The organism is Metabacillus sp. B2-18 (assembly GCF_021117275.1).
Classification (GTDB): Bacteria; Bacillota; Bacilli; order Bacillales; family Bacillaceae; genus Metabacillus.
In genome coordinates, this window is the sequence record NZ_CP088246.1 from 221,825 (window position 1) to 247,160 (window position 25,336).

The window sequence follows — 25,336 nt, forward strand, 5'->3', positions numbered from 1 at the left end:
AAGTTAGAGTAAGAATCTAACTTTGGGGTGTTTTTATTTATGTCTAAATATGATGAGCAATTTAAGTTTATGGTAGTAAGAGAATATCAAGAAGGACAACTTGGATTTAAGCTGCTAGCCAAAAAATATGGTATTAAATCACATAAGCAAATTATTAATTGGGTTAAAAATTACGAGAAGTTTGGACCTGAAGGGTTAATGAGGAAAAAACAGAAAAAAATTTATTCTGTTCAATTCAAGCTAGATGTATTAAGCTTTATGAAAAGTACAGGATCTTCAGTAGTTGAAACAGCCCTTGAATTTGGGCTTACAAACCCTCCTATGATATCAGCGTGGAAGAAAGCTTTTTTGGAGGGTGGTGCTGATTTTCTGGATAAACAGAAAGGACGACCACCTATGTCTGATAAAGCTATAAATCGAGGAAGTAAAAAAGTAGTTGAAGATAAAGCAATGACCTACGAACAAAAATTGGAGAGAGAAAATGAGCTTCTCCGGTTAGAGGTAGAATACTTAAAAAAGTTACAAGCTTTTCAGGTGAACCCGGAAGGTTATCTCGAAAAGCACAGGCAGCATTATCGTTCGAACTCAAAGAAAAGTTCAAACTAAAAGATGTTCTACAAATAGTGGGAATTCCCGAATCTTCCTACCATTATCACGTGAAAATGATGAAGAAGGAGAATCCGAATCAGGAGCTTGAAGAACGTATTCAAGCTATGTTTGAGGAACATAAGGGCAACTATGGATATCGTCGTATTTGTTTGGACTTAAAGCAACGTGGTTTGATAGTTAATCATAAAAAGGTTCAACGCATCATGAATAAGCTCGGACTCAAATGCGATAAGTTCAGAAGAAAAACACGAAAGTATAGTTCTTACAAAGGAACGATTGGAACAATTGCCAAGAACCGTATCAAAAGACGTTTTCACACAAATTTGTATCATCAAAAACTAGCAACAGATATAACAGAGTTCAAGTGCTCAGATGGTGAAAAACTATATTTCAACCCAATTATGGATATGTTCAACAGTGAGATTCTTTCGTATGGGATAAGTAAGCGCCCAACCTTAGAATTGGCTCTAAAACCTCTCGAGGAAGCCTTAGAAATTGTAAAAGAATCTAAGTACAGAACCACCATTCATTCTGATCAAGGTTGGCATTATCAACATAATAAATGGATAAAAACACTAAAGAAACATAAGGTGTTCCAAAGTATGTCAAGAAAGGGAAACTGTTTAGACAATTCACCTATTGAGAACTTTTTCGGATTACTTAAACAGGAAATGTACTACGGAGAAGCACTCTGTTCATTTGAGGAATTAAAAAAGAAAATCGAAGAGTATATCATTTATTATAATAACAAGCGAATAAAGCAAAAATTGGCAGGCAGGAGTCCGGTTCAATACCGTATCCACACCAGCCAATTAGCTGCTTAATATAAAACTCTAACTTTTAGGGGTCACCACAAATTGTGATCTATTAAGGGGTTTTTTTGTATTTATTAACTAGATATGTATAAATGCTAGATTCTCCTGGACATACTTGCTACTAAAGAAGAACAAAGGGAGAGGTTATCTTGAGCGATAAGAAAGTAATTAATATAAATTCAAAATCTAGACCTTTAAAAAGTAAGAATCAGGACGAGCTGATAGCTGAAAGAAGAAAAAAAAGAAAAGATAAATTAGCACCATTACTTAAGAAAAGGTGAAAATGGATTAATAATATATGTTAAAATAAATCCCTGTATACTTAGAAAAGTTGTGTGAATGGGGAAGATATTTCATGGAAGATACAAAAGAATTAGGTAACCAAAAAGCAGTAGAGTATGATCTAAGTATTGTTTATGATTACCGAACACATCCCGATAAAATCAGTGGTCGTTGCGATCATTGTAATCATGCGTTATTCGACAGTTCAGTCAAAAAATATGAATATATAAGAAAATGCAGAAACTGTGGGATGATGAAAAGTATTTAATTGGTATCATTAATGTGAGGTCTTAGTTTATAATTATGTAAATCCTACTCTAGTAGCTATTAAGATTCATAAAATATATTGCCTTCAATTAAAAGTTAGAAGGAATTAGGAATAGATAGCGATAGATCTATTTGAATAACGAAAGCTATATTGTTTAATTAATATAAATAAAAAAGCCCACCAGCTTCAAAGAAGCTGGTGGGCTTTATATATAGGTCAACGAAAACAATAGAAAAGAACCAAACTCTCGATATATGAGTTTGATTCTTTTAATATCTGTTTTAAAACAGACAAACTTAGGTGGATTTGAAATCGATTTGCAATTAATAATAAAAAGCTCAAGTTCTACCTGTGAATCTGTACTGAGTCTTACTCTTGGACAAAGAATATTTAGTTCTGGATTTGGATACTTTTAGCTTCAATTTGTGGAGGATCTGAGTCTTTAATGACTTTTTGAGGGCCAAGCCAAACTTTTACTTCTTGTCCCTTTTTTGCTTTTGTTTCCCCTTCATAAATTACTTTATGATATAAATATTTTTTTTCTTCGAATAATTCTACTTTTGGGATATCTTTTATTTCATCAAATTCAGTTTTAGTTATGTCAGATACCATAATGAACCCCATCTTATTCTCTTCTAAAATATACCCTTTTAAATCATATGAATCGCTATTCGCAGTAGATTTACCACATGCTACTAAAACAGTTAAGATGACAGAAATTAAAATCAATTTAATAAATTTCAATATTTAACCACCTTTCCGAAAGAGTGTCTTAGTTTCATAATACTTCAATACTGTGATTATATTACATAATTTAATATAAATTATAAATATTGCAATTGATGTAATATAATGGTAAATCAAATATTGTAAAATTCTAATAATAGGGGTGTTAAATTGAAGAAATTATTAAAAAATCAGCTAACTACCATTTCTGTGTGTTTTTTTTCTATTTTACTTATTCAAAATACGACTGTCTTAGCTGAAGGGAAATCAAGTAAAACTACTTCAGAAACACTTATAGAAGAGGAGGTCAGTTTTGATGAAGTAAGTTATGGGATAAAGTTTAGAAAAGAAGCAGGGCTAGATTCTTCAAAGGAAAAAGTAGAGAAATTAATAAGAGAGCATAAAATTAATAAGGATTTGTATGTTGAAGATTTTGGAACTGTTTTAGAAAAAAGTGAGCATGATAAATTAATTAAACGTATAGAAAAATTAGATAAACTTTTACCAAAGGTCGAAGCTGAATTCAAGAGCAAACAAAAAAGTCGTTATGGTGGATTATACGTAAATCATCAAGAAGATGGAGCAGTATATATTGGTTTGAAAAATGGGAGTTCTACTGAATTGAATAACACAAAAAAATTATTAAAGTATGAAAATATTAAATTTTTTAATGTTAACTATTCAGAAGAAGACCTGATGACTGCAAAGGATACTTTACATAGTGTAAAAGAAAAATTAACTAAAAATGGAGTTGAAATTACGTCAGTAATTCCAAACATACCATTAAATAGATTGGATATAAGTGTCGAACAGTTAAATATGAAACTGCCTCTATTATTCAGAAATTTTTAGGTAATATTCCTATAGACTTAACAGATAATTTTAGCCAAGTAGTGGAAGCAGATAGATATAGTGGTAATGAAGTTATTCAAGGTGGTCTAGAAATCAGGAATATAGATACGGGGGACGGTTGTACTTCTGCTTTTACTGCGTATAGAAATACATCAGCAGGTACATTATATTATACCCTTACTGCAGGGCACTGTGCGACAGGGTTGTACCAAGAGTTTCGACATGGAACATTAAAGTTTGGATCTGTAGCAAATCATTATAACAGTAGCTTTTTAGACGCGGCTGCCATAACGTTAGCGCCAAACAGGAAAACACATTACATTTTTGGAGAATACTCAAATAGTTATGAAATCACTGGATTGAAGACATCGTACTATGTTGGGGATTTTGCATGTATGGTTGGGAAAACAACTGCTAAAACAGTATGTGGTAGCATTGGTGCAACCAGTGCGGATTTAGATACCGTAAGAGATGTTGTTTCAGTAAACTATTACTCGCAAGGTGGTGATACGGAGGCCCGGTATATAATTACGGAAAAGCTATGGGAATTCATAATGGTAGATATATCACAGGTGGATACACTCTAAGGTATTTTGCTAAAATTGGTAAAATCCTAGATGCTTTTTACATGGATGGAATTGTTGTGAAATAATACCTTTATTAAATGTAGTCACTTGGGATAAAAGGTTTAAATAGGAAATCATATATAAACTATTAAGATCTAGGAGTAATCCCTCAAACGAAATAGAAGAATAAATATCGCAACATTATAATTGTATTCGTGATAATACTAGATTATAATTTAGTTATTAGTTATTTTTCTTGCTCAATTGAGCCTTTTAGTGAAGTTATAAGCCCTATAGGGTGGAATAAACACACCACAAGTGTGTCTTTCCTCTCTATAGGGCTTTTTTGTGTTTTATATCAAATTAGCGTATGGAGGGGAACGGAAGTGGCATTTATTACAGAAGAAACTATCGAAAAGGCTAGAAATATAGATTTACTTTTTTTGGCTCAACAACTTGGGGAGTCTCTACAGCGTTCGGGACAAAGCTTTTTTACTTATCGTAATGGTGGTGAAAATACTCCGTCCCTTTCCATTAATCCTACTAAACACGTTTGGAAGGACTTTGGTGGAACTGCTGGTGGAAAGGATGCAATTAGTTTTTATTGCTACCGCAAATATGATGACCCTTATTTAAAAGGTAAGGATTTTGTACAAGCGGTTGAAGAAATTTGTGAGCTATGCGGTATTCCTATTGAATATCAAGATGGCGGCAGTCGTACATTTGATGATGTTGTTTATAAACCTAGGATTGAGATTCAAAAAGAATCACCTAAAGCATCTCCTGGGTATTTACATGAAGTCTACTCTAAATGGATCAAGCAATTTGATCTCAAAAAGCCACATCTTTTTCACTTGAAAGAAGTGAGAAAAATCGGTCCACAAGTAGCGAAAATTAGAATGTATCGTTCTTATTCAGATGATATGAATGAAAGATATGGTATTACTAAACAGCTTGCTTCTAAAGGAGTTAAGCTAGATGGAGTTCCGGGATTTGCAGTTAAAGAAGGGAAGTATGGACCTTATTGGACGTCTGTTGGTAGAGCTGGTTTGTTAATTCCATTTCGTAGCATCAATAACGAAATTCAAGGATTTCAAATCATGTTTGATGAAAAGCCTGCTAATGGTCAAAAGTACGGTTGGTTCTCTTCACCTATTAATCCTGAAAAAGGAACAATACAAGGAGCTGAAATAGGAAATCCAGTGCTACCTTATCATGCAGCTGTTCCCGCTCAAGTTCTCTTGAATTGGATCCTGTATAAAGGAGAGCTCTATGACCATATGGATACTGATACTGTATGGTGGGGAGAAGGTGGATTAAAAGGAGATATAGCTTCGAATTATACAAAACAGATACATTTACAAGTACCTGGAGTGAATAATTGGAGACTCCTTTTAGAACCTACTATTTCATTACGACCAAAGCGTGTGATATTTAGTTTTGATGCAGATGCTCAAACAAAAGAGGATACTGTTCAAACTAATGTATTAAACTCAATAGAAGGTGCGAAAAAAGAACTCAAACCACATGGAATAGAGTTAGGGATTGCATTATGGCCAGTTGAAAAAGGTAAAGGAATCGATGACCTTGTAAATAACGGTTATAAGCCACAAATCGTCTCTATATAGTTAAGTTTAATAATATTACAGAAAAGAAGTTACTATTCAGTGGCTTCTTTTTTTTACTTTTAAGGAGGTGATTTTATGTAATCCATGATTAGAAAAACTCATGAATTATTTAAGATTAAACATTACACATTTTAGGAGGAAGAAAAAATGAATCAATTATCTTTAGTGAGTGAACGTACAGACAGGTCGTTAGTAAAAGAGTCTGCGGAAAGGTTATATGAAGTGGAGGGAGATGTTTCCAACCTAAATTTAAGTGAATTACTTTATTTAATGCTAGGGACAGGAACAAAAAAGACTTCATTGCAGCAAATGGTTAATCAAATCCTTGATATGAAGCGAGAGTATGGATTAAAGGGATTAACTGTTGAAAGAGTTATGACGATTGAGGGATTCACTAAACGCAAAGCGGAAATGTTTATTGCTTCTCTAGAGTTAGGTAGGAGAGTTTATAACGAAAAAGCAGAGAGTCGCTATGTGATTAGGTCACCCAAAGATGCTGCTGACTTCTTAGAGTATCTAAAGGATTATAACCAAGAGCACTTTGTTGCTTTGTTTTTAAATACAAAGAATGAAGTTCTTCTTAAGAAAACTATCTTTAAGGGCTCTTTAAACGCAAGCATAGTGCACCCTCGCGAGATCGTGCGCCCATAAGGACATTTAGAAAATCTGCATTAGCAAAGCAGTAGGGAAATATCACATTCTTTACCCTATCATCAGCCAACTTATCCGTAAGGGAAACCAAGCGGGGAGTGTAGCATGTTGGAAAAGCCATAAGTTGTCTAGTTACCAAGGCACGACTGAATGGCGAGATGAAATTCATAGATAAGGATGAAAGCTGAATTGCTTGAATGATAGCTCAAGGAGGACTACGGGGACCTTCAGCGGGAGGTAACGATTTACGCTGTGCGAAGTATGCATGTTTCTTAAAAACTTCGAGAAATATGAAGTGATACTGCTTTGTCCATCTTCTATATGGAAGAAACGAGTGAAAATCATATCCGAAACTATGAAATGCTATGTTTCTATATGTCTAAATGGGGATTGCCTAAGTCAGAACGCTGTAAATACAGCTATGCATAATGTCCAATTGGATGAAAAATTTCAAGCTGAAAGGCAAGAAAGATGATGCTGAATATCTGATATGGCAACGGAGCTCTCGTAGTAGTCCGAGATAGGGAAAGCCTATTACATGGCGAAGGGGAGCAGTTTATCTAGTTTAATACCAAATTGGGAAGGAGCGTGAGGCTCTATGAGAAATCCAAAAGTAGTGTTAAACAGTCTAACTTCCAAAGCTCAAAATAAAACGTACGTATTTGAACGGTTGTATCGAAATTTGTATAATACCGAGTTTTATCTAGCAGCCTATGCCAAACTCTATTCGAATAAAGGAAGCAATACAAAAGGTGTCAATAATGACACTATTGATGGAATAAGCTTAGAAAGAATCGAGCGTTTGATTGAAAAATTAAAAGAGCAGTCTTATCAACCAAAACCAGCGCGCAGAACATATATCCCTAAGAAAAATGGAAAGCCACGACCTTTGGGTATCCCGACTTTTGAGGATAAATTAGTGCAAGAAGTTGTTCGGAGCATTTTAGAAAGTATTTATGAGCCACAATTCTCAAATCATTCGCATGGTTTTCGACCAAATCGTAGCTGTCACACGGCTTTAAAAGAAATACGTAACACGTTTACAGGTACGAGATGGTTTATTGAGGGTGATATAAAAGGTTTCTTTGACAATATCGACCATCATGTATTAATTGGGCTTTTACGAAAACGTATCAGGGACGAGAAATTAATTAATTTAATTTGGAAATTCCTTAGAGCAGGTTATGTAGAAGAATGGACTTTTCACAAAACTTACAGTGGAACCCCTCAGGGTGGCATAATTAGTCCGTTATTATCGAATATTTATCTGCATGAATTAGATAAATATGTAGAACAATATGCACTGGACTATAACAAAGGTAAAAAGCGCAGACATAATCTTATCTATCATAACGTAGCATCAAAGATTAATCATAGTAAAAGTAAAAATAAACGTGATTGGGAACGGTTAACTGAAGAAGAAAAAGCTGAAAGGCTTAGAAAATTAAAAGCTCTATATAAAGAGTTACAAAGCCATGAGAGCAAAGACCTCTTTGACCCGAACTACCGTCGAATGAAATATGTGAGATACGCTGATGATTTTATTATCGGGGTTATTGGCAGTAATAAAGAAGCTGAACAAATCAAGAAGGATTTAACAGATTACCTAGCAGATAAACTCAAATTAGAATTAAGTGCTGAAAAAACGTTGATAACAAATAGTAAGACAAACGCTAGATTTCTAGGATACGACATTCGAGTAGCAAGAGATTGGCAAAGAATGAAAATGTCAAATGGTACGAAAAAGCGAAAGTTCAACTATCAAACGAAGCTATTCGTACCACATGAGAAATATATCAAAAAACTCATCAATTTAGGTGCATTAAAAATTGGCAGCAACAATGGGTGGAAACCTGTTCATCGTCCGTATCTAGTGCATAACGATGACCTTGAAATTCTTCGTACGTATAATGCGGAAATTGAAGGATTATATCATTATTTTCGTCTAGCAAGCAATGTGCATGTACTTCAATCTTTCCGTCAAACAATGAAATACAGCATGATTAAAACGTATGCCAGTAAATATAAAAGTACCGTTAGTAAAATCATTACAGAATTTTCGATAAACGGGAAATTCGGTATACATTATAAAACGAAGGATGGTCCTAAAATTGCCTTTTTTACGGAACAACGAATGGAAAAGAACTCGGAAATCAATAAACAATCAGTCGATATAATTGAAAATACGTTACTTTACGGTGGCAGAACAAGCCTCATTGAACGCCTCTTAGCTGAAAAGTGTGAATGGTGTGGTGCAGAAAATGTTCCATTAGAAATGCATCATGTCAATAAACTTAAAGATTTAAAAGGTAAGAAACGATGGGAACAAACCATGATTGCAAGAAATCGCAAGACGATTGCCATGTGTGTAAAATGCCACCATGACTTACACAATGGAAAGTTAGATTGATAAATGGAAAGCCGTATACTCTGAGAGGAGTACGTACGGTTTGGAGGGGAGTTCTTGGAAACCTACTTAGGCAACTAAGCAAGGCGCCGGGTTCTTACCCTACTTTAACGAAGCATTAATGAGAAGTGCTGCTTCCGTTATTGTAGCTCATAACCATCCATCCGGGCATTCGGTTCCTTCACGTGAGGATATTGAAGTCACGAAGAGACTAGTTGAAGTTGGGAAAATTGTAGGTATCGAGGTTTTAGACCACATTGTTGTGGCAGCCAATGATTTTACATCTATAAAGGAAAAGGGTCATGTTTGATCAACAGCTACAGCAATCTCATTGCTTAAGGATAAGAGAGGGCATGACTTTAAATAAAGGAGATAGAGTAGAAGTTTACTATAACCTTGTTAAAGGTGGAATTTTTTCAATTAAAAGCCTGGTAAAAGGTACATGTTATGGGAAGGTGGTTGCCTATGCCCCCACTGTACTTATGTCTAATGGGAAATTCGTAGTTAGTAAGCCAGGTATTGAAAAAATAAGAAGTGAGCAACGAAAAAGAGTTTGTGCAGTTGTTCGCGGAACCTTTGAGGGAATAGGTTCTCCTATAAACGGAGAAAAGGTCTATTTTAACCCTTACATTACTGACTTATTTACAAGAGCATCTGATGGAGTTGAAGTACATTCAGCCGAGATGATCTATTTTTATAACAATATTTGTGAGGTTCATTAATTACACATTTTAGGAGGATGAAAGATGAAAGCGAAATTTCGTACTGAAAAGGTTGAATATGTAATAGAAAATGGTGGTTATTCTCGAAATGGACATTTTGTACAAGGAGAGGTTAAGTTAAAGTCACTATCTATTGGAAGTGAAGCTCAGATTGAAATAAAAACAGGAGCATACACTCAACTTATTCGTACTGATATTGTTCATTCAATTGATCTTTGCCCAGCTATCTTTAAAATGCAAATGGCTACTGAAGTCCATCCGTATCGTATTAAAGTGGTAAATAAGAATTCTAAACCAGGGATTTTTATGAAAATCGGTACAGAGAAGGAAATTCAAGCTTATGTAAAAGATAGATTTAAGGGTAAAAGAGTAACATACGCAATTGAGCCAATCCCTACAAGATTGGAGCTGGTTCAATAATGAAGACTTATAATGTAGGTGAAAAAATCGAAGTGATTTTAAAAGGGAATAAAAAACCGATTAAAGCCGAATTCGTAAAATGGCAACCTATTGAAGATCGAGCGGGCAACTTCTTTTTAGTTTTAAACTTTAAGGGAGAACTGCGATATATCATCGATGGATTTATTGGTTTTATTAATGGACAACCTTTTACACCAATTGAGCTTAGTAGGGTAAGTAATTAAATAATACATTACTTAGAAAACCGATTCTTTTTATGGATCGGTTTTTTATTTTTAGGAGGAAAAATAAATGGCTAGGATTGCATCGCAAAGTAAAGGTGGATTTTACGCAACACCAGAAGGACAATTATCACTTATATTACCTCACCTTCAGATTAATCAAGATGAGGAAACTGAAGTAATAAATCTATTAGATCCTTGTGCTGGTGAAGGGAAGGCTCTTAAACAGATTTCTCAGTATCTACAAACGTATGACGTAGCAGTTGCAAGCTTTGGTGTAGAGCTTGAAAAATCTAGAGCAAAAAAAGCTGAGGAACTATTAGATGTTGTCATAAATGAGGGATATGAATCGATAAGGACGGAACCTAAATATAGTTTGTTATGGCTTAACCCTCCTTACGATGAAGTAGTGTGCGTTGTTCCTAGACAATCTGTTTAGAAATAAGCAGTAAAACTAGGGGGTAAATCAAATTGTAAAGATTTATCTAACTTTATACCTGAATTGAATGGTGTAATTCCATTCCAGATTGAATGTTGGCAATCTAGCTCTAATATCCGACATGCAAAATAAGGATGCCTTTATCTTGTATGAAGCTCGGTGAAAAGCGGGAAAACAGACCTGAGAAGCGGTTAGTGAAGTACGCGAGAGGCTAAAAGTCACTATGCTTACGAACAGGAACCTTCTACGACGCCTCGTTACGTAGACCTGCTCGAACATGAAGAGTTTGGCTCCCACAGTGGAGTTCAGTCGTGGTAGATAAAGGACTTCGTTATTCTACTACATTTAACCTCTAAAGGTTATTTGTCATAAGTCCCCCAACAATGGACAAAATGACGACTGACGGGGTAAAGAAGGAAGCTAAGGTGACCACATTAAAGCTAAGGTATAAGGAACAGCGGAGGCTCGATAGGAAATGTAAAGGAAGGCATATTCCAATGTTCCTCGATGGTAGGAAATGACCATCTAAATCGAGTGGCAGCAGCCTGTAGTAATGATGAAACATCTGTAATAGATGTGGAGTGAAGGGGCATAGTCTATATCTATTTAGTTCAAACCCTAACAGTTATGGAAGCCGTTGTGCGTAACTGACTAAACCATTAAACGGTTAATCTCTGAAAAAAAGGGGTGAAGCCGATGGTACAAAAACTTAACTATCCAAATACAGAATTAGAATTTCGCACTCTACAAGATAAAATGTACCAAATTACAAAGGATTGTCTTGATAAAAATGAACCAGTTAGCTTTAAAGGATTATTAGAAATAATATCATCCGAAGCGGTTATACTATCCGCCATCCACAGAATAAAAAGAAACAAAGGAAGTAAAACACCTGGGGTGGATGGTAAAAATATAAACGATTTAATCCAGCTCCCTTATGAAGAGGTTATCAAGTTGGTAAAAGATAAACTTACAAACTATAAACCTCATAAGATCAGAAGGGTGCATATACCTAAAGGTGGTTCTAATGAGGTGAGACCACTAGGTATACCTACAATGATAGACAGAATTATTCAGGAATGTATCAAAAGCGTAATTGAACCAATTATCGAGGCTCAGTTTTTCAGACATTCATACGGGTTCCGCCCTATGCGAGATACCCATATGGCAATGGAGAGGATTAAGGATATCGTGTACAAAACGGGATTCCACTGGTTTGTAGAAGGGGATATTAGCAAATTTTTCGATAACGTAAACCATACCATACTTATTAAACGATTATGGGGTATGGGGATACGTGACAGAAGAGTATTAATGATAATAAAAAGTATGCTTAAAGCTGGCATACTTAATGAACTCCAAACCAGTGAAATAGGAACACCTCAAGGGTCGGTGATTTCTCCACTCCTAGGTAATGTTTACCTAGATGCTATGGATAAATGGATAACTAGAGAGTGGGAAAATAAGCAGACCAAACACAAATATTCGAGTAACCAAAATCGTTTTAAAGCATTACGAACTAGAGGCAACTTTAAAGAAGTTTACCTAGTCCGATATGCTGATGATTGGGTTTTGATTACTAATTCCAAACGAAACGCTGAGGTGTGGAAATGGAGAGTCTCCAAATTCCTTAAAGATAGATTAAAGCTTACATTGTCGGATAAGAAAACTGTCATCACCAATATTCGTAGGAAAGCAATTAAATTCGTTGGGTTTGAATTCAAAATTATCAGAGGCAAATCAAAGAATGGTTATATATCAAGAGTGAGTCCTAATAAAGAAAGGCTTCGGAAGAAAATCAACGAGATTAAAAAAGAAGCTCATAAACTCAGATTTTCTAAAACGAATCTGGCACATCACTTTAATCTTATCAACTCAAAGATTAGAGGCTTAATAGAGTATTACACTCCTGCTAACACTGTAAATGTTGAATTGCAAAACTACCAACATAGTCTCCATAACAAAGCTCTGAAATCATTGCAGAGAAGGAGGACAAGAGGTAAAAATGCTCACAAGTTTTGGGAGTTGCTACCCGCTAATGAAGTGGACAATTTACGGTCTGTACATAGCCGTTACAAGACCAAAATTCTTGTAATTAAAGCAGACAATATGAAAATTGGTCTTACTTCTCTAGCATTTTCAAAATGGGAAATGCCACCTCTCAAAAATCAAAAAGAAACACCTTACTCTATCGAGGGTAGAGAGCTGTATAGAAAGAGGACAAATAAAAAGCCTGTTCTCGCTAGAGCAGATGAACTACTATCCACCCATCTATCAGCCGTGCTTGCCTTTAATAGACCTGGTAACAGATATAACTTTGAATATTTCCTTAACAGAGCATACGCATTCAATAGAGACAAAGGAAAATGCAGAATTTGCGGAGGGCTAGTTAGTACATACGATGTTACTATTCATCATATAAGACCTAATTTACCTATCGATGAAGTAAACAAAGTATCTGAACTAGCTACAGTTCACGAAAAGTGTCACGCCATGATTCACGATAAAAAGGATTACTCTCTACTCAATACAAAAGTGTGGAAGAAGATTAAAGTATTTAGAGAAAAGTTAGGTGCTTTGAATTACTAGATAAAGATGGAACGCGGTATGAGGTGAAAGTCTCACGTACCGTGTGAAGTGGGGGAAAAGAGCATCTTAACGAGTAAAGTCGAAGAGTGCTCTTACCTATCACTATTTTCATGAGAGAACTGAATTACGCTTTCTCAGGACGCTGACCAGCAAAACAAAAAACGTACTCGTTGATAATGGGTTACTAATGTTCTGTGTACCTCAATATGTGTTAGGAGCATGTTCTTCTCTTCTAGCTGGGAGGTTCAAGGATATAAAAGTTTATCGTTTCACTGACGAAGCGTATCCGGTATTTAAGCAAGTTGTTGTTTTTGGAAAGTTTGGAAAGTCTCATTCCAGTGAAGCTAGAAAACAAACGAAAGCATACCTTAAAGAAATAGCGGAGCAAGGTCCTGAAGTGTTACCAACCATTGAAGAGATTGAAGAAATGTTTATAGTGCCTAGTAGCACAGACATTCAATGCTTTAGAGCTGGTAAATTACGTAATGAAGAACTTGCTGAAGATCTTGCTCAATCACTCGCCTATCAAGAATTTGAGAAAAGAGTTACACCAAAAGCGAAGAACAGTACGATGAAAAATCCGCTTCTTCCTTTAAAGGTGACTCACGCAGGTATAGCCGTTGCTAGTGGAGCAATAGGAGGAAACTTCGGAAATCACATTATTGTAGGTGTAACAAAGCAGGTCAATGAAAAACAAGAAGTACTCGATGAAGAAGGATTAGCGAAACAGGAAGTATATATCAAACATTACAAAAGTGTCGTTCGTGTATTTACCAATGATGGTATACATGAGATTCAATAGGAGGAACTAATTGTGAGATTAATATCAAATATAGATTGTGGTTACTGTCATGATCAGAACGCCTTAGCTTTATGTGAAGAATGCGGAGGAAAAGGATATCTGCAGATTAGGTTTTCGAAAGATATCCCATACTATCTATCTTTATCATATGTGAAGTTTGATCCGCTACCAGGACTCTTTGGAGTGTTTTTGTTAGAAGATGAGATATTAGGTGTAGGTAATGTTGATATTTCAAGTCGTAGCCTAGTCATTTATGATCTTCAATCTTTTAAAGGAATTTACGGACAATCTTTAATGGTGAAAAGCCTTTGCAAGATGGAAAGTATACATTCTATTCATGGATTCACTACCAGTCAGGATGCTATCTTTTGGGAGATTCTTGGAGCAGACATACAAAGAGACAAGCAGGAATGGACTTTTACTATCTTCGTTGGAGAAAGAAGCCCTATACAAAGTAGGTATGCTCATATTAATTGGTCTGAATACTTTGATTGGTTTGATTCTGCAACTGATATGGAAGCTGATTTCATGATGAGGTATACACCACCTTCTTTACGTAAGGAGCAGGTAGATCATTATTATTCAAATGGTTTTTACTTAGTCGAGAAAAGTTCAAGAAGGAACTTATCTTTAGAGGAAGTTTTTACTCTATATTAAGAGATTACTATTTTCATTTTTATAATGAGAGGAGGCAAGCTACTGTTCGTAAAGAATAGTAGCTAATTTTATGAACATTAATAAATTAACTGAGTATGCTAAAAGCCTAATTGTGCCGCTGCCTAATGAAATGAAATCGTTTGGGGATTATCGAATTCATTGTAATTTTAGTGGAGGTAGAGACAGTATAGCCTGTGTTTTACTACTTTTATATGGTTACGGTGTACCGAAAGAACAAATAGAGATGGTTCATTTTAGGGTGGATGGTAAGCAAGAAGCATTTTTTGATTGGAAGGAAACTGATGAATATCTAGAGTATTGCCAAGAAATTTTAGGATTGCCAATGGTTATTCTTAACCCCGATAAAAGTTTAAAAGAGAGAATAACTGATAGGGGAAAATGGCCTTCAGGGGCAACTCAGTATTGCACATCTTACCAAAAACGCGATACCTACAGTAAATGGGTAAGGAGCTTAGGTGCTGGAAATTATTTGTGTGTTAGCGGTGAAAGGGCGCAAGAAAGTCCAAGACGTGCTAATAAACCCAATTTCCAAGTTTACAAGACAGCAAACGCACCAACAAAAGGGCGATGCGTTGATTGGCTTCGTCCTATCCATCATTTAATGAAGGATCAGGTGATGAAACTAAATGAGCTTGCTGGAATTAAGCCACACCCTTGTTATCAATATGTTTCACGATGCAGCTGTAAGTTTTGTATTTTTCTTTCACCGAATGAGATGAAGAAGGTCTCAGAACTTTACCCTGACGATTTTAACGAATTAATTCGTATGGAAAAGGAAATGGGACACACGCTTAAATGGGAAAAGAAAAATCCGCTATCGTTAGTAGACTTTATAAAGAAGGCAGAAGGATCAGACAAACAGTTATCGTTTGATTTACCATGTTTTTTTGAATGAAAAATGAAATTATAAAAGGAGGGATTGTCCTCTGACTTTGTTTTTTAGGTCAGGGGTATATCCCTACCTAATAAAAGTCATGGCAAAATACGTATGAATATTTATTTACAGAGTACTGATCGTCATTTTGAAGCAAAATTACAATTTATTGTGAAAGAGGAAGATCATGTGTTAGCTGCCTCTTATATAGGAATTCCAGAAGCGGTTACTGCTATAACAGCAGGTATTATTGAAGGTAGAACAGTGGTTGTAGAAGGAAAGGAGCTTACAAGAGGTCACGATCCTTTTAGGAGGATTGAACGTAAAGTAGGTATTGGTGATGTGGCTCATGCCTTTATTTATAACTCATTGACTACTTTAGATGGTTTATCTGGTGTTATTGATAGTGATAAGAACACGAGGGGGTATATCTTATCGCTTCATGGAAACATCAAAGAAGATGTTGCTCAACATATGATTTCACGCTTTGGGTTACCACCGGAGTGGAGTGACCATTATGCCGGTCTTTTTGGATTTATGATCGAGGACTTGGAAGTCATTCAGAATCCAGCCTTTCAACATTTAAATCCAAATTTAAGGGCCCTGAAGATAAACGGCAGCGAAAGTGATGTTTTAGAGGTAGTAGAAATGGCACTAAAGAATCGCTTACTTACCATTCCTGAATCGGAGATCGAAGGTAAATTTGATCCTTCTTGGTCGTTAAAAGAATATATGGTTAATAACGCTAGTGCAATGAATAAAAAATTAAGTGTTATGAGACCATTGCATACCATGAAAGATAAGGTAGATCCTGCAATAGCAACTATGAGTAGAGTTCCTTTTCCTGCTCAAACACATGTTATTCAGGGATTAATAAACGGATTAGATGTTGAGAATTCGGTTATAACATCTGCGAACATGGGGACCGGAAAGAGTATACAAGCTATAGGTGTCGCTCACGTCTTAAACGAACGGAAGAAAAGAAGAGGCTCTAAAAGAGGGACTGCTGTTTTGCTTTCTGCTCCTGGTATAACACTTAGTAAATGGGAGAAGAAAGAGATTGGTAAAACTGTCCCACATGCGAAAACATCAATTGTCCGGTCATCAGAGGATGCATTGAGGCTTTTGGAGCGTGTTCGTAATGGCTACCGCCCAACAGTAGGTGATCTTGAATTTACCATTGTGGGTATTGATAAAGCCAAAAGAGACAGTGAACCATACTTTGCAGGCATATGGAAACGTGTGAAGAATACTTCTGATTCTTATGGATGGCATTGCCCAGATTGTGGACGCCAATTATATAAAAAAGAAGAAGGAGAATGGTTTCCTTTAGATTGGTCTGATGTAGCTTTCGGATCTGCACCTACAATAGAGCAGTTAATAGATGCAAGAGAAGAAAAAGCATTACTACCGAATGGACTACTAAATTCATGGAAAGTGAAATGGAGAAGGTCTAAACAATTCTTTAAATGCTCATATCAAGAAGGTGTACAAGGTTACCTACCAGATGGTGCTTCACCTTGTGGAACAAAACTGTATCGCCCCGCAGTCAAAAGTCGTGGAGAAACGAATAAGCGTCCTGTAGCTAACATTTCTAAAATCTTTAAGCGCATGAAAAAATACTTTGATTTATACATTGTGGATGAGGTCCATCAATGTAAAGCAAGCGGTAGTGGTAGGGGAGATGCTTTTGCTCAAATGGTTAAATCAGCAAAAAAGACTCTCATGCTTACAGGTACCCTTGTAAATGGAAAATCTACATCGATCAAAGAAATTCTTTGGAGAACCAATCCAAAATCCTTATTAGATAAAGGGATGAATGATTCTACAGGGGATTTGACATGGGCGGAACGATATGGAAAGTTAAAGCAAATCGTTTATTTACAGGATGAAGTGAATCATCAAGGATGGGTCACAAGACAGCGTAGAAAGCCGATGCAACCGACAGAAGAGCCAGGTATTGCACCACATATGACAGCTGAATTTTTATTGCATAAAACTGCTTTTCTTGATTTGGAAGACTTAGGGTTACCACTGGTGGAACTAAAGGAGAAACCAATCTTTATTACTCCGAAACCAGAACATGAAGCGGCATATAGACAGTTTCATGAGGTAATGTATGATGAGTGTGCTAAAAGGGCACGAGCAGGTGCTAAAGGTGCATGGTCAAAGTTTAACCCTGCAACCTTAAATTACGCTGCTAGACCCGATTTAGGGGCATTTTATACATTTGTTAGTGTTGATGGGCAAGAAACAATTGTATCAGCTCCACAACTTACTGGTTATACAGCAAAGGAAGAATGGTTGATAGATAATGTGAAGAAGGAATTATCTGAAGGTAGAGGAGTTGTTATCTATAACAACTATACAGGCGAATACCAGCTAAATGAGAGAGTTCATGACATCCTTAAGGAAAATGGTATTCCGAGTAGAATTTTAAATGAATCCAATACCGAGAAGCGTTCTGAAGTCCTTCAAAAGTTTGAGGATGAGGGAGTAAAAGTCATTATAACCAATATGAAGTTGGTTGAAGTTGGTTTAGATTGTGCGACAAGAAGTCGCTAATGGATAGTGCTTCATTATGAAGCCACCTTAGTCATCAATGGTGTTCCCGCCCGAAACTGCTTTTCGAGTAATCGAATTGTTCGGTTGCATGAGGGTTAAGTGCTTAATGGAGGATTTTACACAGAAATCCAATAGAGCTAGGAAAAGATTGAGAAGGTATAAGCGAAGCTGAACCTTTGTAGACTCCGTTACCGACAGCAGACGTACTGTGGTTGAACAAGTCTGTAGAAGCGGATAGGAAAAGCCCTGCGGTCTAGGGGCTGTGCGATGACCCACAGATCCGTCGGAGAAAAGAAGGATGCCTAACTCAATCGCATCTATCGTTAGTGAAACTTGGTAAGCCCTAAGTGTTCCTCTCATTTGAGGTAGGATGATCGTGAGAGATTCACAACTACACAGAGGGTAAAGGATTGTGGAAAAAGCGAATGCCAGTAGACCGAAAGTTCAGACGAAAACTCATTTGTATAAGTCGCTGGATAGGGCAATACCCTAGCTGAAAGGCTGCTGACTTCCACATGGTCTTCAACACGAAAGAAAGCGAAAAGAATAATCCTATAGAGAGGGAGATATGTTATGAATACTAACAGGAATGTTAAGTCGGCTGTTTCCCCACTAGTGGAGAATTGGCACTCAATAAATTGGGTGAAAATTCAACGCTATGTTAGGAAACTTCAACAACGAATCTATCGTGCAGAACAATTAAAACAAACAAGAAAAGTAAAAAAACTTCAAAGATTACTTTTAAGAAGTAAGGCTAATCTAATTTTAAGTATTAGACGAGTAACTCAAGAGAATAAAGGTAAGAAAACAGCAGGTATAGATGGATACATTTCCAACACGCCTCAAGAAAGAATTGCTTTATTCAACAAACTAAGTAAATACAGTGTTAGAAATATCAAAGTCAAACCAGCTAGAAGAACCTATATTCCTAAGAAAAATGGCAAACTTCGTCCACTAGGTATTCCAGTTATTGTTGATAGGGTATATCAAAATGTCTTCAAAAATACACTAGAGCCACAGTGGGAATCAAAATTTGAAATGACTTCTTATGGATTCAGACCTAAGCGCAGTACTCATGACGCAATGAGTGATTTATTTAATAAATTAAGTAAAGGTAGTGCTAAGGAATGGATTTTCGAAGGTGATTTCGAAGGATGTTTCGACAATTTAAATCATGATTATATTATGGAATGCATTAAAAACTTTCCTAATAAATCGGTGATTCAAGATTGGCTCGAAAGTGGATATATAGATAATGATGTATTCAACGAAACAACGAAAGGAACACCCCAAGGTGGTATCATCTCGCCATTGTTGGCAAATATTGCACTACATGGTATGGAAAAAGAAATTGGTGTTAGGTATATCCATACGACACGACAAGGAGATACTTTATATCAGAATTCCGTTGGTGTTGTTAAATATGCTGATGATTTCGTTATTGTCTGTCCTACGGAAGAAGAAGCACTAGGAATGTATGAGAAATTGCAACCTTACCTAAACAAGCGTGGTTTAAATCTTGCAAAAGATAAAACAAGAGTTGTTCATGTTAGTAAAGGGTTCGACTTCCTAGGATTTCACTTTAGACAATACCCTACCAAAGATGGAATGCGGTTATTCATTAAACCTTCCAAAGATAGTGTTAAACGTGCGAAACAAAGGATTAAAGAAATATTCGAATGGGGTAAAGGTAAAGAAACCTCGGTCCTAATTGAAAGATTGAATAGTGTCATTAGAGGAATTGCGAATTATTGGTCACCTACTGTTACCAAAAAGCTTTTCCGAGATATAGATAATTATATCTTTAAAAGAACATTAATCTATTTACGACACAGACATAAAAAAATAAATCGAATAAATGGATTATTAAGGAATACTTCAAACCTGACCATACGGGTGTAAGTAAAGACAAATGGATTCTTACGTGTCCGCATGATACCACTATTCAGATTATTAGAATGAGTTGGGTAAAAATCGAAAGACACATTAAAATCAAGCAGTACAACAGTCCATTTGACGCTTCACTTAAAGAATATTTCGAACAGCGAGATAGAAAAGAGTTTGACAAAGAAAACACTCTAGCAAAACAAAAACTTGCTAAAAAGTCTAAATACAAATGTAGAGTTTGCCGAGAATCACTTGTTGGGGACGAGCCATTAGAAGCAAATCATATAGTACCGAAAATTATTGGTGGTCGTGACACTTATGAGAACCTTGAATTACTTCATAAGTCCTGTCATAAACAACATCATGCATTATTGGAGAGATACGGTAACGGTAAGCAATTACCAAAGGTTCAATCTTTCTTGAAAAGAAATAATGTAGATGTTAATAGCAAACAAGCGGTGAATCATATGAAGAACGCTTTTAAGAAATTCGTATATTAATTGTCTGGATGAAAGAGGGCTTGAGCCGGATGTGCTGAGAGGTACAAGTCCGGTTCTTAGGGGGGAAGGAGATGGTAACATCTCTGACCTACCCGACTACTTGCTTGGCCGACACTTATTTTTAATCAATTAAGTTATGAAGTAAACGTTGTCCGTCAGTCTGCAAAAAGAGCACACAGAATTGGTCAGCACCGTGAGTGTAGGGTTCTAATTCCTATTCTGAATGGTACACAAGAGATGAGTCAATTTAAGAAGGTAATGAGTGCTAGAGGTCATGCTTTAATGACAGAAGGTAGATTAGATAGAGGGGAACTTGCTAAATATAGTTATGATGAGCAGTCATCATTAGCAACTGATCTTGCTGAATGTTTTGCAGAAGCCGATCTTGCCAATGCGTGGGAAGAACTTGCTGCAATTGAATATCAAGATGTTGAAATGATTGAAGAAGCGAATTTTGAACATATCTTAGCTGATAGAATGAAAGAACTGGCAGAACAGACATTAAAACTCTGCGGTGTTTCAAAAGTTGTGCCTATTGATCAATCTGAATCTAATATAGTAACCGATAGTACTGAAGAAGATTCATTATTTAACATCACTGAATCGAGTGGTTCCAGTGTGGATCTTGAGGATGATGGAATAATTGCATTAGTAGATATCACAAAGTATAAGAAAAAGAAAACATTAAAGGCACCAACTGAAAATCAACTGGGTTTTGTTTTCTAATTACGCCGGAATATAGAACCCCTCATGCAATTTTGAGGGGTTCTTCTTATTATTACTTTATAACACTTCTAATATTTTCTATCAGTTGTATAATAATTCCATTCTTGAAATCGGTCATATAAGCTTTAGTTGGACCTTCTAACCCGAAAAATTCATCTGTTGATTTAAAATAAAGTCTGATAATTTGTAAAAAAGTTCGATAATTTAAAACAAAGTTTGATTGTAATTCATGTATTGATATGCAGGATTTTTTTATTCCGCAATCTGGCCATTATCTACAGTATATAAAGAAGTAGTATTTAACGTATTTAAAGTTAAGTATTGCTTCTTTTTTGTTTCTTTAAAATCAACTTATCTACAGTGGGAAAATATAGTATTCATAGTTTTTATAGAAAGAGTTTCATAAATGTATCACTATCTAATCTGGAGGTGATGTTTATGAAAGTTCAAGAGTTTCAAATTGATAATAAAAAACGATATGTACTCATTGATGAAAATAACAAACCTGTGGTTCCTGTTGTCAAATACCTTAAGTATCTAGACAACATAGGTAAAGCGGAAAATACGTTAAAAGCATATTGTCGTCATTTGAAGTTATACTTTCAATTTTTAAGCGAAAAAGAAATAGGATACCAAGAGGTTGACTTAAATTTATTATCGGAGTTTATATCTTGGCTAAGAAGTCCTTATCAATCTACTAAAGTAGTTCATCTTGAGAAAACTCAAGCAAAGAGATCAGAACGAACAGTGAATACTATATTAACATGTGTCCAAGGTTTCTATGATTATTTGATTAGGATTGAGGATTATGAAAAGGACCTATCCGAAAAAACAAAGAAGCAAGTTACTGGTCAGTACCGATCATTCAAACCCTTTTTACATCATATATCAAAGGGTAAACCATTTGAAAAAAGCATATTGAAAATAAAAGAACCTCGAAGGGGAATTTTAACACTCACAAAAACTCAGGTGCAAACTGTTCACGATGCGTGTAGTAACATTCGCGATGCTTTATTGATTAGGATTTTATATGAGGGTGGTCTTAGAATTGGAGAAGCCTTATCTTTATGGATTGAGGATTTTGATATTGGTTCCACTACCATTCAGGTTCGGAAATCAAAAACTGTAAATGGTGAAGGACGAAAGGTGTATGTATCTGCCGATACTATGAATGTATTTCAAGATTATCTTATTGATCTTCACGATGTAGATACAAATTTTGTTTTTATCAATTTATCAGGACCTAATAAGGGTAAACCGTTAAATTATCGAGCAGCTTTCGATGTGATTGAGCGTATAAGGAAGAAAACTGAGATTGATGTTACTCCACATATGTTAAGACACACCTATGCAACTGAACTTCATGAAAAAGGAGTAGAAGCTTCGATTATTCAGAAGTTGTTAGGTCACGCACAAGTTCAAACTACAATACAAACTTATATGCATTCTTCGGATGAAACAATTCGGAAAGAGTGGCAGAAAGCACAGGATAATATGAAGGGTGATCAATTAAAATGAAATTATATAAATTTACTAATTCGACCAAATCTCCACGATATGAGCAACTAGTACAAGAACTAAATGGATATTGGAAAAATGATCTATGGAATGCCATCGATTGCCCTTTCTACACTAAAGACACTAATTTAGGAAAACAAAGGCTTAAATTCGACGAGACTTTAAGTTCAGGAATAAACCATGAATTGAAATATTATTTCTTTAGACAGTTGACTGATTCGATTTTAAAAATGACAACAATATGGAGCAGTGCTAGTGCAATCAATAAATTACAAACTTTTATTTTAAGGTTTTATCCAAATATTTTTTCTTTTATAGAAATTCCTCATGAGAAGTTTTCAATTCACTATAAGACTTATCTTTTAGAACTTGGTATAAGCAATTTAACTATTAAAGGATACCTCCAATTATATAATCGGATTAGTTCTTTTTACTTTGAATGGTATGACGAACGTATCGAAACAGAAAAAGATATTTGGGATGTTAGAAAACTAGGTATTGACTACAACAATAGTAAATGTGGTTATACCTTAAATTTCACTTTTATACCAAGCCCTTATCGAGCTTTGGTAAAAAGATATTTCGAAAAACGTGTCCTAATGCAAGAAAGTTTAAGCTGGGGTACTGCCATACAAAACATAGCAAAACTTCAAGAGTTCTTTAAATATATTTACTGCAAGTACCCAGATTGGAAAGGCTTAACCTCTTTAAGTAGAAGTGATATAGAAGGATTTATATATTATTTAAGAACTTCTCCTATGGGAGGGAATAGTGTTCATAAAGGACAAGCCCCTTCGGATAACCACGTTCATCGGTCATTATCTGTAATAGAATTGTTTATTTTATATATTCAAAGATATGAATGGGCTGAAGCCCCAATTAAATCTGCAGGAAATTTAATCGTTCCTGAAGACAAACCTAAACTACCACCTAAAGCTTCTAATGAAATAAAATATATATCTGATTTCGTTTGGAATCAAATCCTGAACCATATAGGAAAACTACCAAAAGAAATTATCCCGATTGTGATTTTATTAGAGGCAACAGGATTTAGAATTTCAGATGTGTGTACTTTGAAAATAGATTGTTTGATTCAAAGAGAAGATGGTTGGTGGATTATTGGAGACCAACGTAAAGTTAAAAATAAAGACCATAGAGTGCCAATTTCGGAAGAAATAGCAATGGTTGTGATTTCTCAACAAAAATTGACTAGAGAAAAAACAACCATTGAAACAAACCCCTTTAATTATTTGTTTCCTACCTATTATGGGCCGAGAAAAGGTCAGCCTATTTCAAGGGACAATGTAGTAAACAATTTAAACAAACTAGCTATGGAAAATAAAATAATCGACGAAAAGAGAGATACCTATCGATTTAAAGCACATGCGTTTAGACACCGTTATGGAGTCAATCTTATCAATAACGGTATGACCATTTTGCATGTACAAAAACTTATGGCTCATGCGAGCCCTGAAATGACATTGGTATATGCCAAGATTCATGATAAAACTCTTCGAAAAGAATGGGAAAAAGCCACAAGCAGTGGAGCTATAAGATTAAATCAAGGCGGTAAAATAATCGCCACTAGTATAGAGCAACAAGCAGACGAAAACGGATTAGAGTTGGAATGGATACGTCACAACTTAGATTCTATTCGATTAGATCATGGTTTTTGTATTAAAAGCCCTAAGAACAATTGTGATTTTTTAGAACAAACTTTAGAACCACCATGCATTAAAAATAACTGCCGAAGTTTTCATGTAGACCAAACATTTTTGAATTTCTACAACGAACAAATTACTAAAATGGAATCTGATATACAGATATATCAGAAATCTGGAAGAATTCGTTCAATCGAGATAATTCAACCTAAACTAAAAAAGTATAAAGAAATTAGAGACGGAATCATTAAAAACGGTGGAATATATGGACAGCAAAAATTAAGAAGAGAATCCAGAAATTAATATAAAGGTGTGTAAAACAAAGTGGCTAATAAGAATCCTAATACTGGTCCCCTATTAAGAAGCATAGAAGATAAAAAGAATATAACATTTCAAAAGGTAGAAAAAACACTTAAAAAAATGATAAAACAACAGAAAAAGATTAACTTCAACTCTGTAGCAGAAGAATCTGGAGTTTCTAAATCATTTCTTTATAAGTACATTGAAATTAGATCTCGTATTGAAACTTTAAGGAAGCAAGAAGAAGGATTAGAATCACCCATGAAAGTTAAACGGGATATGACAGAAAAATCAAAAGATGTCATAATTGCATCACTTCGGAAGAGAAATAAGAATTTGGAGGAAGAAAACAGGAAATTGAAAGAACAACTTAAAGTTGTATGGGCAACAATTTATAAAGAAATCAAGTAAGATGATAGTCTAACTTTAAAGTCATGTATTCAATGAATGAGGTTCGGTAGAACCTCATTTTTTAACAACTTACTGTAGATAATGTACTGATTGTTGTAAAAGCTAGATATTAAATAAGTTCATTTTAAAGAAAAAATATATTAAATTGAATATATATATTGACAAAAAGAGACTTTCTGGAATATGTAAGGTGCTTATTTAAGAAAAGATTAAGATTGT

Annotated in this window: 23 protein-coding genes and 2 pseudogenes; 24 read left to right on the forward strand and 1 reads right to left on the reverse strand. The window is 35.3% G+C overall.

What is annotated here, in order from left to right; translation table 11 throughout:
* Positions 1–39: 39 nt before the first annotated feature.
* The 4 genes from LPC09_RS26705 (at position 40) to LPC09_RS26715 (ending at position 1,974) form a co-directional block, all read left to right on the forward strand.
* Positions 40–606: a helix-turn-helix domain-containing protein gene (locus LPC09_RS26705; RefSeq protein ID WP_098798532.1), complete on the forward strand. Its 567-nt coding sequence runs from the start codon at positions 40–42 to the stop codon at positions 604–606.
* Complete coding sequence (locus LPC09_RS26710; protein WP_141549714.1) at positions 507–1,433, forward strand: IS3 family transposase; 927 nt, start codon at positions 507–509, stop codon at positions 1,431–1,433. Before LPC09_RS26705 ends, LPC09_RS26710 begins: the two co-directional genes overlap by 100 nt.
* A gap of 140 nt (positions 1,434–1,573) precedes the next feature.
* A complete protein-coding gene (locus LPC09_RS27465; protein WP_269217445.1) occupies positions 1,574–1,705 on the forward strand; it encodes a hypothetical protein in 132 nt (43 codons plus the stop codon).
* A gap of 74 nt (positions 1,706–1,779) precedes the next feature.
* A complete protein-coding gene (locus tag LPC09_RS26715) occupies positions 1,780–1,974 on the forward strand; it encodes a DUF8096 family protein (protein ID WP_212137870.1) in 195 nt (64 codons plus the stop codon).
* Between the two features lie 390 nt (positions 1,975–2,364).
* Here the strand turns inward: LPC09_RS26715 and LPC09_RS26720 are convergent, their stop codons facing one another.
* Complete coding sequence (locus tag LPC09_RS26720; protein WP_212137872.1) at positions 2,365–2,718, reverse strand: DUF3221 domain-containing protein; 354 nt, start codon at positions 2,716–2,718, stop codon at positions 2,365–2,367.
* Positions 2,719–2,871: 153 nt separating this feature from the next.
* Between LPC09_RS26720 and LPC09_RS26725 the strand changes: the two genes are divergently transcribed.
* The 20 genes and pseudogenes from LPC09_RS26725 to LPC09_RS26820 all read left to right on the forward strand — a co-directional run bounded on the left by LPC09_RS26725 (position 2,872) and on the right by LPC09_RS26820 (position 25,117).
* A complete protein-coding gene (locus LPC09_RS26725) occupies positions 2,872–3,552 on the forward strand; it encodes a hypothetical protein (protein WP_212137874.1) in 681 nt (226 codons plus the stop codon).
* 41 nt (positions 3,553–3,593) lie between these two features.
* Positions 3,594–4,139, forward strand: coding sequence for a chymotrypsin family serine protease (locus LPC09_RS26730; RefSeq protein WP_212137875.1), 546 nt, complete (start codon positions 3,594–3,596; stop codon positions 4,137–4,139).
* Between the two features lie 365 nt (positions 4,140–4,504).
* Entirely contained in the window at positions 4,505–5,746 is a 1,242-nt protein-coding gene (locus LPC09_RS26735) for a DUF3854 domain-containing protein (RefSeq protein ID WP_212137877.1), read from the forward strand.
* A gap of 147 nt (positions 5,747–5,893) precedes the next feature.
* On the forward strand, positions 5,894–6,397 hold the full coding sequence (locus tag LPC09_RS26740; RefSeq protein WP_212137879.1) for a JAB domain-containing protein: 504 nt from the start codon (positions 5,894–5,896) through the stop codon (positions 6,395–6,397).
* A gap of 598 nt (positions 6,398–6,995) precedes the next feature.
* The gene (gene ltrA, locus LPC09_RS26745) at positions 6,996–8,807 is read left to right on the forward strand and encodes a group II intron reverse transcriptase/maturase (protein WP_098799486.1); all 1,812 of its coding nucleotides are present in this window, start codon (positions 6,996–6,998) and stop codon (positions 8,805–8,807) included.
* Between the two features lie 103 nt (positions 8,808–8,910).
* Positions 8,911–9,114, forward strand: a pseudogene (locus LPC09_RS26750) (JAB domain-containing protein); the annotation flags it as partial.
* On the forward strand, positions 9,107–9,526 hold the full coding sequence (locus LPC09_RS26755; protein WP_212137885.1) for a hypothetical protein: 420 nt from the start codon (positions 9,107–9,109) through the stop codon (positions 9,524–9,526). The pseudogene LPC09_RS26750 and the gene LPC09_RS26755, both read left to right, overlap by 8 nt.
* Before the next feature lie 24 nt (positions 9,527–9,550).
* Positions 9,551–9,946, forward strand: a complete 396-nt coding sequence (locus tag LPC09_RS26760) for a hypothetical protein (RefSeq protein ID WP_098796459.1) — start codon at positions 9,551–9,553, stop codon at positions 9,944–9,946.
* On the forward strand, positions 9,946–10,170 hold the full coding sequence (locus LPC09_RS26765; protein WP_098796458.1) for a hypothetical protein: 225 nt from the start codon (positions 9,946–9,948) through the stop codon (positions 10,168–10,170). The genes LPC09_RS26760 and LPC09_RS26765 overlap by 1 nt, the downstream gene beginning before the upstream one ends.
* A gap of 67 nt (positions 10,171–10,237) precedes the next feature.
* Complete coding sequence (locus LPC09_RS26770; protein WP_212137887.1) at positions 10,238–10,606, forward strand: DUF6094 domain-containing protein; 369 nt, start codon at positions 10,238–10,240, stop codon at positions 10,604–10,606.
* Positions 10,607–11,302: 696 nt separating this feature from the next.
* Entirely contained in the window at positions 11,303–13,195 is a 1,893-nt protein-coding gene (gene ltrA, locus LPC09_RS26775) for a group II intron reverse transcriptase/maturase (RefSeq protein WP_212137889.1), read from the forward strand.
* A 142-nt stretch (positions 13,196–13,337) separates the two neighbouring features.
* The gene (locus LPC09_RS26780; RefSeq protein ID WP_269217448.1) at positions 13,338–13,997 is read left to right on the forward strand and encodes a DUF6094 domain-containing protein; all 660 of its coding nucleotides are present in this window, start codon (positions 13,338–13,340) and stop codon (positions 13,995–13,997) included.
* 12 nt (positions 13,998–14,009) lie between these two features.
* Positions 14,010–14,654, forward strand: coding sequence for a hypothetical protein (locus tag LPC09_RS26785; RefSeq protein WP_098798486.1), 645 nt, complete (start codon positions 14,010–14,012; stop codon positions 14,652–14,654).
* 70 nt (positions 14,655–14,724) lie between these two features.
* A complete protein-coding gene (locus tag LPC09_RS26790) occupies positions 14,725–15,570 on the forward strand; it encodes a phosphoadenosine phosphosulfate reductase domain-containing protein (protein ID WP_098798485.1) in 846 nt (281 codons plus the stop codon).
* A gap of 93 nt (positions 15,571–15,663) precedes the next feature.
* Positions 15,664–18,114 (forward strand): DEAD/DEAH box helicase family protein, encoded by a 2,451-nt coding sequence (locus tag LPC09_RS26795; protein ID WP_231309820.1) that lies wholly within the window; start codon positions 15,664–15,666, stop codon positions 18,112–18,114.
* Positions 18,115–18,687: 573 nt separating this feature from the next.
* A pseudogene (gene ltrA / locus LPC09_RS26800) lies at positions 18,688–20,501 on the forward strand (group II intron reverse transcriptase/maturase).
* Between the two features lie 258 nt (positions 20,502–20,759).
* Positions 20,760–21,227 carry a hypothetical protein gene (locus tag LPC09_RS26805; RefSeq protein ID WP_231309821.1) on the forward strand — a complete coding sequence of 156 codons (468 nt, stop codon included), beginning with the start codon at positions 20,760–20,762 and terminating at the stop codon, positions 21,225–21,227.
* A gap of 438 nt (positions 21,228–21,665) precedes the next feature.
* The gene (locus LPC09_RS26810) at positions 21,666–22,745 is read left to right on the forward strand and encodes a tyrosine-type recombinase/integrase (RefSeq protein ID WP_098799054.1); all 1,080 of its coding nucleotides are present in this window, start codon (positions 21,666–21,668) and stop codon (positions 22,743–22,745) included.
* Positions 22,742–24,709, forward strand: coding sequence for a tyrosine-type recombinase/integrase (locus LPC09_RS26815; protein WP_098799055.1), 1,968 nt, complete (start codon positions 22,742–22,744; stop codon positions 24,707–24,709). The genes LPC09_RS26810 and LPC09_RS26815 overlap by 4 nt, the downstream gene beginning before the upstream one ends.
* A gap of 21 nt (positions 24,710–24,730) precedes the next feature.
* Positions 24,731–25,117 carry a DUF6262 family protein gene (locus LPC09_RS26820; protein ID WP_098799056.1) on the forward strand — a complete coding sequence of 129 codons (387 nt, stop codon included), beginning with the start codon at positions 24,731–24,733 and terminating at the stop codon, positions 25,115–25,117.
* Positions 25,118–25,336: the final 219 nt, after the last annotated feature.

What these genes read in the sequence shown, in the direction of transcription:
- LPC09_RS26705 (WP_098798532.1), top strand. Translation starts at nt 40, where the DNA reads ATGTCTAAATATGATGAGCAATTTAAGTTTATGGTAGTAAGAGAATAT.
- LPC09_RS26715 (WP_212137870.1), top strand. Translation starts at nt 1,780, where the DNA reads ATGGAAGATACAAAAGAATTAGGTAACCAAAAAGCAGTAGAGTATGAT.
- LPC09_RS26740 (WP_212137879.1), top strand. Translation starts at nt 5,894, where the DNA reads ATGAATCAATTATCTTTAGTGAGTGAACGTACAGACAGGTCGTTAGTA.
- ltrA (WP_098799486.1), top strand. Translation starts at nt 6,996, where the DNA reads ATGAGAAATCCAAAAGTAGTGTTAAACAGTCTAACTTCCAAAGCTCAA.
- LPC09_RS26755 (WP_212137885.1), top strand. Translation starts at nt 9,107, where the DNA reads ATGTTTGATCAACAGCTACAGCAATCTCATTGCTTAAGGATAAGAGAG.
- LPC09_RS26760 (WP_098796459.1), top strand. Translation starts at nt 9,551, where the DNA reads ATGAAAGCGAAATTTCGTACTGAAAAGGTTGAATATGTAATAGAAAAT.
- LPC09_RS26765 (WP_098796458.1), top strand. Translation starts at nt 9,946, where the DNA reads ATGAAGACTTATAATGTAGGTGAAAAAATCGAAGTGATTTTAAAAGGG.
- LPC09_RS26770 (WP_212137887.1), top strand. Translation starts at nt 10,238, where the DNA reads ATGGCTAGGATTGCATCGCAAAGTAAAGGTGGATTTTACGCAACACCA.
- ltrA (WP_212137889.1), top strand. Translation starts at nt 11,303, where the DNA reads ATGGTACAAAAACTTAACTATCCAAATACAGAATTAGAATTTCGCACT.
- LPC09_RS26790 (WP_098798485.1), top strand. Translation starts at nt 14,725, where the DNA reads ATGAACATTAATAAATTAACTGAGTATGCTAAAAGCCTAATTGTGCCG.
- LPC09_RS26795 (WP_231309820.1), top strand. Translation starts at nt 15,664, where the DNA reads ATGAATATTTATTTACAGAGTACTGATCGTCATTTTGAAGCAAAATTA.
- LPC09_RS26805 (WP_231309821.1), top strand. Translation starts at nt 20,760, where the DNA reads ATGAGTGCTAGAGGTCATGCTTTAATGACAGAAGGTAGATTAGATAGA.
- LPC09_RS26810 (WP_098799054.1), top strand. Translation starts at nt 21,666, where the DNA reads ATGAAAGTTCAAGAGTTTCAAATTGATAATAAAAAACGATATGTACTC.
- LPC09_RS26815 (WP_098799055.1), top strand. Translation starts at nt 22,742, where the DNA reads ATGAAATTATATAAATTTACTAATTCGACCAAATCTCCACGATATGAG.